Annotated in this window: 13 protein-coding genes; 6 read left to right on the top strand and 7 right to left on the bottom strand. The window is 58.1% G+C overall.

Features of this window, described 5'->3' with window-relative positions; all coding sequences use genetic code 11:
- The first annotated feature begins 35 nt into the window (after nucleotides 1–35).
- The 4 genes from NKF25_RS15100 (at nucleotide 36) to NKF25_RS15085 (ending at nucleotide 5,998) form a co-directional block, all read left to right on the top strand.
- Entirely contained in the window at nucleotides 36–446 is a 411-nt protein-coding gene (locus NKF25_RS15100) for a hypothetical protein (protein WP_253227482.1), read from the top strand.
- 47 nt (nucleotides 447–493) lie between these two features.
- Entirely contained in the window at nucleotides 494–910 is a 417-nt protein-coding gene (locus NKF25_RS15095) for a VOC family protein (protein WP_253227481.1), read from the top strand.
- Between the two features lie 273 nt (nucleotides 911–1,183).
- On the top strand, nucleotides 1,184–3,508 hold the full coding sequence (locus NKF25_RS15090) for a hypothetical protein (protein WP_253227480.1): 2,325 nt from the start codon (nucleotides 1,184–1,186) through the stop codon (nucleotides 3,506–3,508).
- Between the two features lie 1,011 nt (nucleotides 3,509–4,519).
- Entirely contained in the window at nucleotides 4,520–5,998 is a 1,479-nt protein-coding gene (locus NKF25_RS15085; protein ID WP_253227479.1) for an acetyl-CoA hydrolase/transferase C-terminal domain-containing protein, read from the top strand.
- Nucleotides 5,999–6,050: 52 nt separating this feature from the next.
- Here NKF25_RS15085 and NKF25_RS15080 read toward each other — a convergent pair whose 3' ends face one another.
- From NKF25_RS15080 to NKF25_RS15050, 7 genes are all read right to left on the bottom strand, one after another.
- Nucleotides 6,051–6,287 (bottom strand): hypothetical protein, encoded by a 237-nt coding sequence (locus tag NKF25_RS15080; RefSeq protein ID WP_253227478.1) that lies wholly within the window; start codon nucleotides 6,285–6,287, stop codon nucleotides 6,051–6,053.
- Entirely contained in the window at nucleotides 6,284–8,275 is a 1,992-nt protein-coding gene (locus tag NKF25_RS15075; RefSeq protein ID WP_253227477.1) for a TRAP transporter fused permease subunit, read from the bottom strand. Before NKF25_RS15075 ends, NKF25_RS15080 begins: the two co-directional genes overlap by 4 nt.
- A gap of 58 nt (nucleotides 8,276–8,333) precedes the next feature.
- Entirely contained in the window at nucleotides 8,334–9,407 is a 1,074-nt protein-coding gene (locus NKF25_RS15070) for a TAXI family TRAP transporter solute-binding subunit (RefSeq protein WP_256490542.1), read from the bottom strand.
- Nucleotides 9,408–9,567: 160 nt separating this feature from the next.
- On the bottom strand, nucleotides 9,568–10,389 hold the full coding sequence (locus NKF25_RS15065; RefSeq protein ID WP_253227475.1) for a fumarylacetoacetate hydrolase family protein: 822 nt from the start codon (nucleotides 10,387–10,389) through the stop codon (nucleotides 9,568–9,570).
- Nucleotides 10,386–10,736, bottom strand: a complete 351-nt coding sequence (locus tag NKF25_RS15060) for a cupin domain-containing protein (protein WP_253227474.1) — start codon at nucleotides 10,734–10,736, stop codon at nucleotides 10,386–10,388. The genes NKF25_RS15065 and NKF25_RS15060 overlap by 4 nt, the downstream gene beginning before the upstream one ends.
- Nucleotides 10,733–11,521, bottom strand: a complete 789-nt coding sequence (locus NKF25_RS15055; protein ID WP_253227473.1) for an SDR family oxidoreductase — start codon at nucleotides 11,519–11,521, stop codon at nucleotides 10,733–10,735. The genes NKF25_RS15060 and NKF25_RS15055 overlap by 4 nt, the downstream gene beginning before the upstream one ends.
- Before the next feature lie 67 nt (nucleotides 11,522–11,588).
- Nucleotides 11,589–12,884, bottom strand: coding sequence for a DUF362 domain-containing protein (locus NKF25_RS15050; protein ID WP_253227472.1), 1,296 nt, complete (start codon nucleotides 12,882–12,884; stop codon nucleotides 11,589–11,591).
- 95 nt (nucleotides 12,885–12,979) lie between these two features.
- Here NKF25_RS15050 and NKF25_RS15045 point away from each other — a divergent pair, with 95 nt between their 5' ends.
- Complete coding sequence (locus NKF25_RS15045) at nucleotides 12,980–13,186, top strand: hypothetical protein (protein WP_253227471.1); 207 nt, start codon at nucleotides 12,980–12,982, stop codon at nucleotides 13,184–13,186.
- Entirely contained in the window at nucleotides 13,183–14,400 is a 1,218-nt protein-coding gene (locus NKF25_RS15040) for a mandelate racemase/muconate lactonizing enzyme family protein (RefSeq protein WP_253227470.1), read from the top strand. Before NKF25_RS15045 ends, NKF25_RS15040 begins: the two co-directional genes overlap by 4 nt.
- The last annotated feature ends 111 nt before the right edge of the window (nucleotides 14,401–14,511 follow it).

The raw sequence follows: 14,511 nt of genomic DNA, 5'->3' as shown, positions 1-14,511 counted from the left end.
ATAGGTATTCTCGGGGACATACGTGAGCCTCATGCTTGCAGCAACCCGAAGAGTTCGTGAATACTGCACAGCTGAGAATAAAAAAGACTGAAGCGGTGGTTAGTTCGGCAGTTCCTTACGTCCCGTTCGTATGCTCGGCCAGCGCAGGAACCACCAAGTCTCTTACAATCACAGTCGTCCGGTTCGGCATCGTCTTCGATGTCCTCGGACGGGAATGTCTCGAGTGTCCCGTCGTTGGTTGCGGTTTCGACTGCGGCCATGTGTTTGCAGAAGGCGTTGCGGTGGACGTGATGTGGGCAGGTACACGCCATCAGGTCCTCGGTCACGTCGTCGATAGAGACAGTATACTGGTGGGCTGCGGGGGTCTTGTGGCTAATAGTGACTTTGATGAGTCCGGGGACTTGACGTCGATGGCAAGGTACAGACGGTCACTTTCAGTCCACTAGGCGAGAGTATTTCCTCCTGAACGGCATCTATAGAGACGGAGGAAACTATGATTGAAAAGCTTCGCCTCACGACCCGCATTGTTATCGACCAAGACGAAGCACTGGACTTTTACACCGAGAAGCTCGGCTTAAAAAAGAAAGCAGACGAGACGTTTGGACCCGATGATCAGCATTGGGTTACTGTCGCAGCTGAAAAGGATGACACCGTGGAAATCGTCCTCGAACCGCTTGACTGGTTCGAAGGCGAGGAAGCAGAGCGTCGCTCTGAAATGATCGGGGAGCAACCGGCACTCGCCTTTACTGTGGATAATTGCCAATCCACATATGAAACGCTGCGTGAACGCGGCGTTGAATTCACATCTGAGCCGACAGAACAGCCGTACGGAATCGAAGCTGTCGCAATCGATCTCTACGGGAATGGAATTGTCCTTGTCGAACATCCCTCAGGAACAGAGACGAGTTAATAGTCAAATAGCCCCATCGTACTACCGCTCACAGGGCGACAAAACGGAGCAACGAGGTTCGCACACTGCCGACGAGACATCACCGGGGGGAAACAATATCGTGAGATTTGGCCAATCAGGTATGATGGCAATCGTATATATAGAACGAGGAATCTGCGGACGTGATAGGGGGCAAAGCGATAGTCAGTGGACACGAGCCATTCCGCACATTCACCAGATGCGACTCAAGCAACACACCTGCAGCATCACGAAAGACACCTGCTGCACCAGACCATGTCAATTCAGTTCAACACCACACAAGAGGACGCTGCACAGTTCCTAACGGCAAAAACGGAGGCCGACGTTACGGCTTCGCTCTCCGACGGTCGTCTCGAAGCTGTCGTGTGGAAACCGCTCGGCGGTATCGAGAACAACTACGGCATCGTCGAGAACCAGCAGGCCGATCCGATGGCTGCGTTGACGGAACTCATCGTCAATAGTATCGACGCCATTCTGCTGAAAAATTATCACGAATACGTTGGTAACGAGTACACCGGTGACGAATTTGAGACACTCGATGCGGCCGCCGACACGCTCATCGATCCCAACGACGAAGAGATACGCCTCACTGCCGATGGTACGGGAGGGAAGTCGCTGTCGTTGACGCTCTCCGATACCGGCTGTGGCCAGTCGCTGAAACGATTCGAAGAGACCTTCCTCGGATTCCTCCAACCGGGAAAGACCAAACAGCAATACGGATTCCTTCAGGGCAAGTATGGAATGGGAAGCTCCGGCGTATTACCGTTCTGCGGCGAGCGGGGCTACAAACTTGTCCTCTCTGCGGGCGTCGACCGCCCCAAGGAGTGGAGTTGGACGCTCATTCGAAAGAACAGGACGAAGGATCGCTACGAGTATCTCACGCTCGATGGCGACGTACCGACGTTCCCGGGGACGGTAAACGGTCAGATCGCTGGTTCGATCGTCAAACTGTTCGACTTCACCGTTGAGGCGAAAACGCGGTTCACGACATCGTTTCGCTACCGACTCGAACGGTATCTTCTCGACACGCCCATCCCGATCACACTCGCGGACACGCGAGGCGACAGGCAACCGGATGTGACGACGACGAACGGGTTGTTCGCCACTCTCGACCAGTACAACGAGTTGGTCGCATCGGATCAGACCATCGCCTACAACTTCGAGGATGCTACGCTCGACACCCGGGATGTCCGCATAATCCTCTTCGAGGACGACGCGACGCTCGAAGCCGACGATAGCTTTACCCACGAACGCGGGTACGACCCCATCACGGCGAAGAACAAACACTTCGTCGGTGGCGAGAAACACCGCGGTCAAGCCATCTTTTTCGTCATCAACGGACAAACGCACGGCGACCAGGGGCGGACGTTCATTCGGAATCGGTGCAGTCTCCCGCACGTTGCCCGCGACGTACTCGTATTCGTCGACTTCTCCACCCTCGACGATTCGAGCGTAGTCGATCTCTTTCCCGCGTCACGCGACCGACTCCGGAACAGTCAGAGTGCACGCACGCTGAAGCGCGAACTCGAATCGCTTCTCGGGACGAACGACATCCTCGTCGACGAAGAACGGCGTCGTCGCCAACAACTACCGACGGACGACCCCGACGAGATTGTCGAGGATGTACTGATGGCGATTCTCGAACGGAACCCGGCGTTACAACGCTACTTCGCCACTGGCGAGCGGTTGGAACGACCGACCGTGCACGGTGCGAACTCGGACGTCGATTCACACGATCGGTATCCGTGCAGGCTCGAACTCATCGAGACGTACCACGGTCCGGATGACTACAACATCTGGAATCCAGATCGGAGCACGTCCACCACTGACACGGTGGACGAGAGCAACGTCGAGACGGACGCAGCTCTAGAATATGGAAAGGAGATGCCTCCGAATGCGTATGCTTGGCAGCGATTTGTCCTCGATGCCCCGAACGATTATCTGACGCGAAGCGGCGATCCGGGGTCGATCGACGTCACTCCGAGTGACGTGGTCAAATCCGTGCGGGTGTTGAACGGTATCCTCGCGATCACACTGAAACCAATCGAGAACGCGTCGCCCGGACAGCGCCTCCCGATTCACGTCAAGGTCGGTCCCGCTGGTGGGGACGGCAAAATGACCCTCGAACGATCGTTTACGCTCGAATATCTAGAGCCGCGTATTGACGACCGAACGCGGAACACGAACGGGTCTAGCGAGGACGAGATGATCTTACCAACCACGCATTCCGTCCACGAAGAGGATTGGGACGCCTACGACCGTGGGTTCGACGAGGACACAGTTGTGCAGGTGATGGACTCCACCGAGGAGATGGACGTCTACATCAATATGGACGCTGCGCCACTTCAGCAGTTCTTGACGAACCACACGTTGACGGACGCGGGAAAGGAGTACGTGAAACGGGTGTACAAGACCGGCGTTACCCTCTATACGGTCGCTCAGTACATGGAGTTCCGGGAGGAGTTTGACGAAGAGGACGTCGACGTGACGGAATTCGTGAGCACTGCGATGCGCGGAACGGGACAGATTATCCTCGATCAGACTATCAGTGACGACCAACTCGAGACGCTCACCGTGTAGGCGGTAGCGAGCGCGACTTTGAGATACCTATCTCTCCGTTCCCCAATCTCTCTCACTCACCTGTGATGTCCAGCACCACCTTGTTGGTGAGTCTGCGTCGAGTTGATCGCGCTCGGCGAAACCGAGTTGGTTCGAGTCACGAATATTTGATATTACTAATAATTATATTAGTACGTGATGGATTACTAATGACAGGATGAAAACAAGCCAAAGGAGAGATGCAAATGAACCTGCGACAACCAAGCCCTTCCAGAATTCCTTGGCTTGTTTATCTGGTGACGATCCTGTGCGTTTATCATTCGCTGACCAGCAACAATCAAGAATCATCTCCCGCTCGGATTCAGTTTCCCAGTAGTCCATAAATTCTATACAGGAACTATTTGTATTGTTATGCGCTCCATGCTAAACAATAATCAACGATTACTACGGTTCTAATATATGAATTAGAGTTCGCCAAGAGTATACCCAAGCAGCGTCAAAACGGGACTGAAGTATTTGGGGAGTGAGCCCATAGATGTTCGCGTTATCGTGTCGTGCGTCTCCCAACACACAGTAGAGTCCACTTTTTGGCACGGTTGTTCCGAGTTCAGCGATGAATCGACCGCGCTCCCGATCACCGAGAATATATGGCATCATTACGACCCCGATACCCCTATTCTCTGGCGTGTGCTTCAGTCCAGGCGATTGAGTGAATCATAAGACAGGAATGGATCCGCTTCAGACGATCCGGTGGTCGAAGAGTTTCAGTATTCTTCCCGTTGGAGAGGGTGTGTTTGTTGCTGCTTGTGATGCGTTCGAGCGCTATGACGACCCATCGTGACGGCTTCGCGACCACTGATACCCCGCACAGATTTCGGAGGGAACGTACATTTAATAGTCGCCGCGGGCACTTTCAGTCATCAGCCGTACTTCGTGCACTATGCAATCAAAATGTAATACTGTCCCGACATCGACGAACCGCCGAGGATCGGTGGTACGGATACGACCGACACCAGCTCCAGCTCATCAACGATGACCAATGAACGTCCCCCGGACGCGGGCATTGTCATCGATCGCCGGTACGGTGATCTCCCGCTCGTGGACGCCGCGACCGCCGCCGCGACGATCGCGCCGGACGCCACTGTGCTCACCAGCGGGTTCGGGAGCGTCGGCTACCCAAAACTCGTGCCGCTCGCACTCGCCGATGACGACCGCGACCTTGCGATCGCCCTCGTCAGCAGCGGGAACGTCGGCGACGAAATCGATGTCGACCTCGTTGAATCTGGTGCTGTCGCCCGCCGGTTCTCCTACCAGTCTTCCCGGGTCGCCCGCGCGATGACGAATCGACGCGAGGTCGCGTTCAGCGACCGGAACGCCTCCGCCATTGGTGACGAGGTCCGGTACGGCGCCCTCGTCAACCCGGATGTCGCGATTGTCGAAGCCGTTGCCGTGGGTGAAGACTGGTTCGTACCGTCGACGTCGCTCGGCCAGGTTCCGGCGTTTGTCGCCGCTGCCGACGAACTTATCGTCGAACTGAACTACGCCCAGCCTCGGGAACTGCAAGCGTTACACGACATCTACCGGCCGGACGCACCCCCGAACCGCGGCGAGATACCGCTTGACGATCCCGGCGACCGCATCGGTAAACCCTATGTTTCGTTCGACCCAGAGAAACTAATCGCCGTCGTTGAGACCGACCGCGCGGATTCGACGTACACGTTCCGCGACCCTACTAGCGACGACCTCGCTATCGCCGAAAATCTCGGTGCATTCCTCACCAAAGAGGTCGACAGAACGCCCGTCTTCGAGGATGCCGTCCATCTCCAGTTCGGCGTTGGAAGCCTCGGCAACGCACTGATGGGCGAATTGAAGGAACTCGACTTCGGTGGCCGGGATGTGGTCTATTTTGGCGAACTCATTCAGGACGGTCTGCTCGACATGCTGGACGGTGGTCGTCTCAAGAGCGCAAGCGCCACCTCCCTGGCCCTTACTAGCGGCGGTCAGGACCGTTTGTTTGCGGACGTCGAACGATACGCCGAGGACGTCGTCCTCCGCCCTGCCGACGTTTCCAACCATCCTGGACTCATCGACCGTTTTGGCGTCGTCGGCGTGAACAGCGCGATCGAATTCGACCTCTACGGGAACGTCAACTCTACACATGTCGGCGGGAAACGTATGATCAACGGTGTCGGCGGCTCTGCAGACTTCAACCGGAACTCGCTCGTCTCCGTTTGCGCGCTCCCCGCTCGCCTCACCGGGAAGGACGTCTCCCGCGTAGTTCCAATGACGTTCCACGTCGACCACACTGAACACGACATCGACGTGTTTGTCACCGAACAAGGTGTCGCCGACGTCCGAGGGCTCTCCCCAGTCGAACGCGCCGAACGCATCGTCGAGAACTGCGCACACCCTGATTATCGGACGGATCTTCGTGCATACCTCGAGAACGTGAAAACGCAGGACAGCCACATCCCGCACGATGTGAACCGCGCGGCCGAGTGGCAACAGTAGTGCACCACTCACCCTCGTTTGACGTGTCGATGAAATCGGGGCAGTCGGACCGCTACGCGGTCAGCAAGAGGAACAGCCAATAAAGGTAGCCGGCGGTGAGGACGAACGCGGTCAGTATCTCGAGAACGCCAGTATACCGGTCACCGTATGTCTCGCGGAACGCCTGGATCGCTTCGATACGTCGCCACACCGGTAGCAACGATTCGGGAATAAGTTCGCCAAGATCACCGGCGTTCGCCGTCGGGTCGTCCGATTCACTCGCCGCACCTCGATCGTCGTTTTCGCTCATTGTTTCACCTCCGTTAGTAACGGAAGTTCGAGATCGTGGAACATCACCTTCTCACCGATGAAGACGCCAGCAAACACAACGATCCCGGCGCCCTTCACGAGCCACCCAGGATACACCATCACGACCACGCCCAATACGGTGAGAACGGTGCGTATCAGGATCCGGCGACCGGGCTTCAGTTTAAATGGATAGTTCAATCCGTAGATCATCGCGATAGCGCCGAGCAGGACGAGCGTCCCGACGGCGAGCGTGTTTGTGCCGAGCGTGAACGACACAAGTTCGGTGTTGTAGACGAACACGACCGGGAGCACGAACAGGGGGGCGGCAATCTTGATCGCCGCACCGCAGGTCCGCCAGAAGTTCGCCTCGGCGATCCCGGCCGCTACGACTGCCGCGGTGGCAACCGGCGGAGTGATACCCGCGAGGATTGCGGCGTAGAACACCGTGTAATGGGCGGCGAGTTTGGGGACGCCGAAGTCGGCGACGAACGTCGGGACGATGAGGATGGCGACGATGACGTAGGAGGCAACTGTCGGCAGCCCAATCCCCATCAGGATAGCTACGCCCATCCCGAGCAGGACGGCGAACAGCAGGATACCACCGGAGATGTTGATGAGCATCAGCGCGATCTTCGAGGGGATACCGGTCGTTCCGAAGAGGTTAACGACGCCGCTGATAACGACGAGGATGATTGCAATCGGTGCGAGAATAATGGCACCACGGCGGAACCCGTGGACGGTGGCCAATAACTGGTCGCGGAATTCGCGGCCAGCGTCGGCGAATGATCCGGTGACGGCGCGGTGGACGACTGGCATTGCGATGCCGGTAATGATCATAGCAACGACCGTGTAGAGCGCGGACGTCATCACGGTGTACTGGACGACCCCGAGCAGGTAGACGAGGAGGGCGAACGGAACGCCGAACCGAACCGCCTGGAACCATTTCTGGGAAGTCGTGAGTTTGTCCTCGAAGAACGCGTCGAAGTCGAGGTCCTGATCGCTGGTGTCGCTGAGCGCCGTGTAGTGGACAGCGATGGCGATTGAAGCGACGAGGATAGCCGCCGGGACGAGACCCGCGGCGACTATCTGGAAGTACGAGACCTGAAGGTAGGAGGCCATCACGAACGCGGATGCGCCCATGACCGGCGGGAGCACCTGACCGGACGTCGACGCGACCGACTCGATGGCGGCGGCGCGGTGGGGGGCCATCCCGGAATCTTTCATCGTCGGGATGGTGAATGACCCGGTCATCGCGGCGTTCGCGGTGTACGACCCGTTGATGGAGCCGATAACGGCGGACGAGAGCACAGCGGTTTGGGCGACACCGGAGCGGACGTACTTCGCGGCGACGATAGCGACCCGAAGGATGAGGTCAAACGCCCCGTACGCGAACAACAGGCCTGCGTAGAGGAGGAACGGTGCGATCTTCGACGCGGTAATCTGGGTGAGGTTCCCGTAGAACCCGTACAGGTCAGTGACCGTCGCCTGTAGGAGCGTCAGTTCGGTCATGCCCGCGTGTCCGAGGATGCCGGGAACGTAGTTCCCATAGATGGCGTACAGCAGCACGCCGACGACGAGGAAGAAAAACAAGTTCCCGAACTCCCGCCACGTCAGGTACAGTAGGGAGATGATGATGAGGCGGGCAAGCATATACTCGTGTTCGAGTGCGAACCCCTGTCGGAAGATATACACTTGTTGGAAGTTCAGCGCAAAGTACGCGGACGCGGAGATGAGGACGAGCGACGCGGGTATCAGCACCGCGCTATCGATCCAATCGCCTTCCGCCAACGCTACTCGCGTCTCATTGAGGGCGTAGACGGTCATGATGCCGCCGACGAAGACGACGCCGTATTTGACTGTCGACCACTCTTGCGTGTTCGCGAACCAGAGGACGAACACCCAGAAGGCGAAAGCGATGGTCGTAACTAGCACGTCGAGTCCGCGGACCAGTCCGGATTCGGTCGGGTTCTGTTCTGTCTGTGTATTCATGATAACATATGATCTATCGTGTATAGTTCAAAGACGACGCGCGTCGTCCACCAGAGACTTATTTGCCCTCCTTGAGGTTGCTGTCCCAAGCGTTGTTCTCCTTGTAGTACTTGACGGCGCCGGGGTGAACGGGGATACGTTTGCGAGCGGAGGCGAGCATGTCGCTCGTCGACTTGAAGTCGTTGAACTGCTCTTCACCCTCGTTCACGACGTCATTATTTTTGTCGACGACGCGACAGAGTTCGTACACGGCGTCCGTGCTCGCGCTCGGGTTGAACGTGTAGTTGACTTCGAGGTTCCAGTGAAACACCTCGTCAGTCCCGATGTCGGTACCGATGCTCCAGTCGCTGTACTTCGTGGTGCCGGTGCCGGCGCCAGAGTAGGACTCAGCAGATTTTTTGAGCGCCTTCGTGGGTTTGACATAGTGAACGTCGACACGGGAGGCGATTTCGCGGACGAATCCGGTGTAGCGGACACCGGGGGTACCGTAGGCGATGGCGGCATCGATGTTGCCCTCCTCCATCGCACCGGGCGCGGAGTCGACGCCCATGTTCTTGATGTTCATCTTGTCGTAGACGTTCTTCGTTGGTTTCTGTGACCAGACATCGAGCGTCGTTGCGCGGGTCGAATAGCCAGGTTCCGCGGGGTAGACGTTCTTCCCGGCGAGGTCGTCGAACGTTTTGATACCCGTGCCGTCGCGGGCGATGACGTAGATGCTGTACGGGAATGCGTAGAATCCGTACTGGGGGACGCTGTCGACGCCATGCTTCGAGAATTGGCCACGGTCGTCGAGCGCTTTCGTCAGGGAGTTGTTGTCGGTGATACCGGCGTTGAACTGGTTCTGCGCCATCCGGTAGATGGTACCGATATAGCCCGGACTCTCGACCGTCGAGTAGTCGAGTTTGTCGCTCTTCTGGCTGACGGCGCGTTCGACTGCGAGACCAACGTCCTTGGTGCCGCCCGCGGACGTTCCCACGCGGAGGGACATGCTGGAGTTCCCACCGTTTCCGCTACCACCACCGTTTCCACCGTCGCTGTTACCACCACCACCACTGCAGCCAGCGAGACCGACTACACCAGCAGTCGCTGCCCCAGACAAGAATGTACGTCGTCGAATGTCGTTTCGTGACATGATCACCCATTTGTTCAATGTCACCCTATAACAAACTACCTGTTTAATCCTGTAAAATTATTAAATATGTGTAATAATATCTCAAATTTTACCGGTAAAAATTCTCCATTCCAAAGTATTTATAAAATATGATGCCCTGTAAGTTTAGCGTCGTCAGAACCTATCTTTTGACTAACGAGTTCACGGAGCCGATAGATTCCACTGTCGCACGAACTTCGTCACCCGGCTCGATAGGTTCTGCACCCGGCGTCCCCGTACTGAATAAATCGCCCGGCGACAGCGACATCACTTTGGAATGGAAGGAGACGATCTTCTGCGGCGGGAACAGCATGTTGTCCACGACGTTTTTCGCTGCTACCTCGCCATTCACCTCGGTCGTCACCGTCAACTCCGTCAGGTCGAACCCTTCCTCGGGGACGGAGATAACGTCCCCGACGACGAGGAACGTGTCGTAACTTTTCGCCCGCGTGAGAAACCGGGGGTTCCGCTGGAGAACGTCCTCCGCGGTCATGTCGATGACCGGGAGGAACCCAGCAATGACGTCGTCTGCCTCCGCTTCACTCACGCCATTGCACGTGCGCCCTATGACGACTGCGAGCTCAGCCTCTGCGGTAACTCGGTCGCTCTGCTCCCGCGGTGGCAGTCGGATAGGACCACCCGCACCGGTCAGCACCGAGTTAGGTTTCATGAAGCTCGCCGGTTCCTCCGGGCGTTCCTCGTCCAAGTCACCCGCGTGCTCCTCGTAGTTCAACCCGATTCCCCAGAGTTTCCCGAACGACGCGAGCGGCAGGCCGAACGAGATGTGCTCGGCGGGAACCGGCTTCGCCGTCGCGGTCGCGATGTCACGGAGCTTCCCGTGAGTCGCCGGCGAGAGTGCCTCTCGGATGCTGTCGAGTTCGGGATGGACGCTGCCGAGCGGGACGAATCCGTCGTCGTCCCCGAGCAGAGGTTCACCGGTGTCGGTCCGCGCAAGGTACTTCATTCGTCCTCCCGGTCCGTCCAGAAGTCGAACGACCGACCCGGCGCGAACACGTCGAAGCCGACTGCGAGTTCCTCACCCGTGTTCTCGACGCGGTGTGGTTCGTCCGACTCAAGATGTACGGAGTCGTACTGCCCGAGTGTCACCGAGTCGTCCTCAGTTGCCACCGTCAACTCACCCTGCAGGCAGATGCAGACCTGCTCGTTCTCGTGGTCATGCATTGGTGACGAGTGGCCGGGCGGCTTCTCGAACCACTCGAAACTGAACCTGTCGCTTCCCGCCATCGAAACGCGCCGCCATCCCTCGTCGGGTTCGTACGATTCTGCATCGTCGAAGTTGACAGGTCTCATAGGTTCGACCCGGTAGAGCCGCCGTCGATGGGAATGGCGGTGCCGTTTATGTAGCCGGACTGCGGCGAAGAAAGGAATGCGACTGTGTTCCCAAGCTCCATCGGGTCGCCGATGCGTTCGAGCGGGTTACCCGCCCAGTCGTCGAGACCTTCCTCATAGGAGTCGTAGTCGCCGCGGTCGACGGCAGCGTTCACGATGTTTTCTATGCGTTCAGTCTCATGGGGGCCGGGGAGTACGGCGTTCGCGCGTACCTCGGGTGCGAATTCCTTCGACAACGTCTTTTCCAGGCCGATGACGGACATCCGGACGGAGTTCGACAACACGAGGTTGTCGAGAGATTCCTTCACGCTCCGGGACGTTATGTTGACGATAGTTCCGTGGTCGCTCTCGCGGAGGTAGGGGTGGGCCTCGCGGGCGAGACGGACGACACTCATCACAAGCAGGTCGTACGCCTCATACCAGTCCTCGTCGTCGGTGTCGAGGAACGAACCAGACGGAGGACCGCCCGCGCTCGTCACGAGGTGGTCGAGGCCACCGAGCTCGTTTACGGTCGTCTGAACGAGCTCTTTCATGTCGTCTTCATCGGTGAGATCACCGGGTTGTGCGATGACGTCGCCGGTCGCAACCGCCTCGATTTCGGCTTTTGCCGCGTCGAGTTTCTCGGAGTCGCGGGCGTTGATGACGACATTGACGCCTTCGCGGGCGAGTGCTTTCGCAGATGCTTTTCCGAGACCACTAGATGACGCGGTAACGAGTGCCGTGTTACCATCTATCTGTAAATCCATGGTTTATTCACGAGTCGGTGTGAGTGAAAACGTTTTCGTAGAGGCAATCCCCTCACGATTTCGGTTACTAGACGTCAAACGACAGTTCGCCAGCAGGGAAGGTGAACGCACCGCGCTCTACGACTTCCGTGCCCGCTGGGAGGTCGTCTACCACCGCCTCTGAGACGTACAGTTCCGTGAGGTTCTGTGTACTCTCGATGCGGATGATACGCGCGTCTGCCGGGTCGTAGCCGCCAAGCGCGGATAAGGCGACGCGGAACGCTAGTTCGTCGTCCGGTGCCACCACGGGGAGTTTCGATTTCTCCAGCGACCCACTCGTCATCGCGTTTGCATACGTCTTCCGCAGGTCGAGTTGGTCGACGGCCGCTGTTCGGGTGACATCCGCGAGGCCGATGCCGTTCCCGTTACCCTTTGTCCGGTCCGTCAATCCCCGCACGTAGATGAGACTGATATCGGGATTTACAGGGTCGTCGGCATTCAACACGCGGTACCGTCCGATGACGTTCGTATCCATCCCCGCACCCGAGATTTCTTTCCCGACTTCGTCCACGACGAGCAGGTCAATGTCATCAGTGGGGAGCATCGCCATTTCAGCGTGCGCCCGCTCCAAGAGCGTAGGTTCTCGATCCTCGAACGCGTCCACGGGGATGAATTCGATGTGGGAGGTCTCTTCGTGGAAGTTTTCCACGAGCGCGATTCCGCCGAGGAGCGACATGTTGGCGCGGATGACGTCGAGCACTGACTCCAGCGTTGTCACGTACCCTTCCGCGATGGCGGTGGAGTGGAACGCGTTTGCGCCACGTTGCTTCCCGAGTCCTACGACCGCCATCTTGGAGAGCCCGCTCTCGATGCGGCCTGTGAAGTTCGTGTGCGGCTTCACACGATTCACTACGAGCACGCCGTCAGCCTCCAATGCCGCCGTTGAGATGTAGACTGGCGTCGTCGTCCCGCCGACGGTAACCTCCCCAACCTGCTCGGCGTCCATCCGGGCGTCGACGGGTGCACCTACTCGTTCTTCGGTGATGCCGAGTGCTCTCAACACTTCGTGTTGCCCTTCCGCGGTCGCGCCGCCATGACTCCCCATCGCAGGAATGATGACCGGGTTGAACCCGGCACCGTCGAGAAACTCGACCGTCGCGGCAGCGACGTCTTCAATTGCGTGGATACCGCGACTCCCAAGGCCAACCGCGACGGTCGCCTCTCGATCGAGGTCCGAAAGGTCGAGGTCGGCCAGTTCGTCTTGGGTCGTCGCCGTCACGTCGCTGACGGCCTCCGTTTCGGGGTCGTAGCGGACGCGGGCGAATGAGGGAAGCGACACCGGGTCGAGGAGACGTTCGATATCCGTGCGGTCGGGGAACTCCATGTGTAGCGCATCGCGCCGGGAATCAGTAACCCGCGCTCTCCGGAAAGGGTTGCCTATATACGGTTATTTTTATTTTTGGACACTAGCGCTTCAGCATGGAAGCCACCGACGTGGAGTCGTACCCGATCGAAATACCTCTTGACTCACCGGTGTCGTTTTCCAACCGGACTCTCAGCTACCGAGACCAAGCCATCAACCACGTCCATACGACGAACGGCCGCGAGGATGCCGTGAAAATCGCGCACTTTGCCGCCCACAATGTTTTCCCCTACGAAGACACCCCCCACGAGTTCAACGCATGAGAGATTTCTCCAACCACACGACCAACCGCGGCGAAGCCCGCGACGTACAGATTACCGACATCACGACCGCAGTCGTCGAAGGCAACTTCGAGTGGAACCTCATCAAGATCGAGACGGACGCTGGCGTCACCGGCATCGGCGAGTCCTACCGGGGTGGCGGAATCTCCGAACTCGTTTCGTATACCAAACGATTCCTCATCGGAGAGAACCCTCTTGACGTCGAGCGTCTCGTCCGCTACATCTTCCAGGAGATGAGTGGACATGGGGGCACCACTGGAAAGGTCGTCACGGCTGCCTCCGGCATCGAGGTTGCACTCTGGGACGTCGCCGGGAAGCTTCTCGACCTCCCCGTCTACCAACTCCTCGGGTCGAAGTACCGCGATGAGGTTCGCATCTACTGCGACTGCCACGCTGGCGAAGCGTACGCCGTTGAGGATGGCGCGACCGCCTACGCCGGAGCTGACGCATACTCGCCGGAGGCGTATGCCAACGAAGCTCGCCGCGTCGTCGACATGGGATTCAGCGCGCTGAAGTTCGACCTCGATTTGCCAGCGGATAACGATCCCGATCCCTACAACGGCCGCCTCACTAACACCGCCATCCGGGAGAAACGCGAGATCGTCGAGGCCGTCCGCAACGAGATCGGCTACGACATCGACCTTGCGTTCGACTGTCACTGGGACTACTCGGTCGAGAGCGCGAAACGCCTCGCGTACGAACTGGAAGAGTACGACCTCATGTGGCTCGAAGACCTTGTCCCTCCGGAGAACATGGACGCCCAGATTGAAGTGACTCGTGCTACCCGTACCCCGGTTGCGACCGGAGAGAACCGCTTCCGGGTGTTCGAACTCACCGACCTCATCTACGAACACGGAGTGGACGTCGTTACCCCCGACCCGACAACAGTCGGCGGGCTCGCGGAGACGATGCGGGTTGCAGACCGCGCGGAAGAGAACTATATTCCGATGTCCCCGCACAACGTTTGTAGCCCCGTCGGGACGATGGCGTGCGTCCACCTAGGCGCTGCCACCCCGAACTTCGATGTCTTGGAATACCACGCCTTGGAGGTGGAGTGGTGGGACGACCTACTCGTCCGCGATGAACCCCTCATCCAGGACGGCTACATCGAGGTCCCGGAAGCCCCCGGCCTCGGCATCGAACTCGACGAGAATGTGGTCGAAGATCATCTCCTCGACGGCTCTACGGGGTTCTAACTTCACTAATTGAGAGCAATGGCTGGGCAGTAGCTCACTGATGACTCTCCCCCTCGATAACGGAGACAGTTGGTTATCTGCTAGACGTATCGACAAGGGGACTCTCGGTAA

Origin of the sequence: Haladaptatus sp. AB643 (assembly GCF_024136975.1) — an archaeon.
Classification (GTDB): Archaea; Halobacteriota; Halobacteria; order Halobacteriales; family Haladaptataceae; genus Haladaptatus.
Note: the sequence above shows the minus strand (reverse complement) of the source record. Positions and strands in the feature narration are given on the sequence as shown.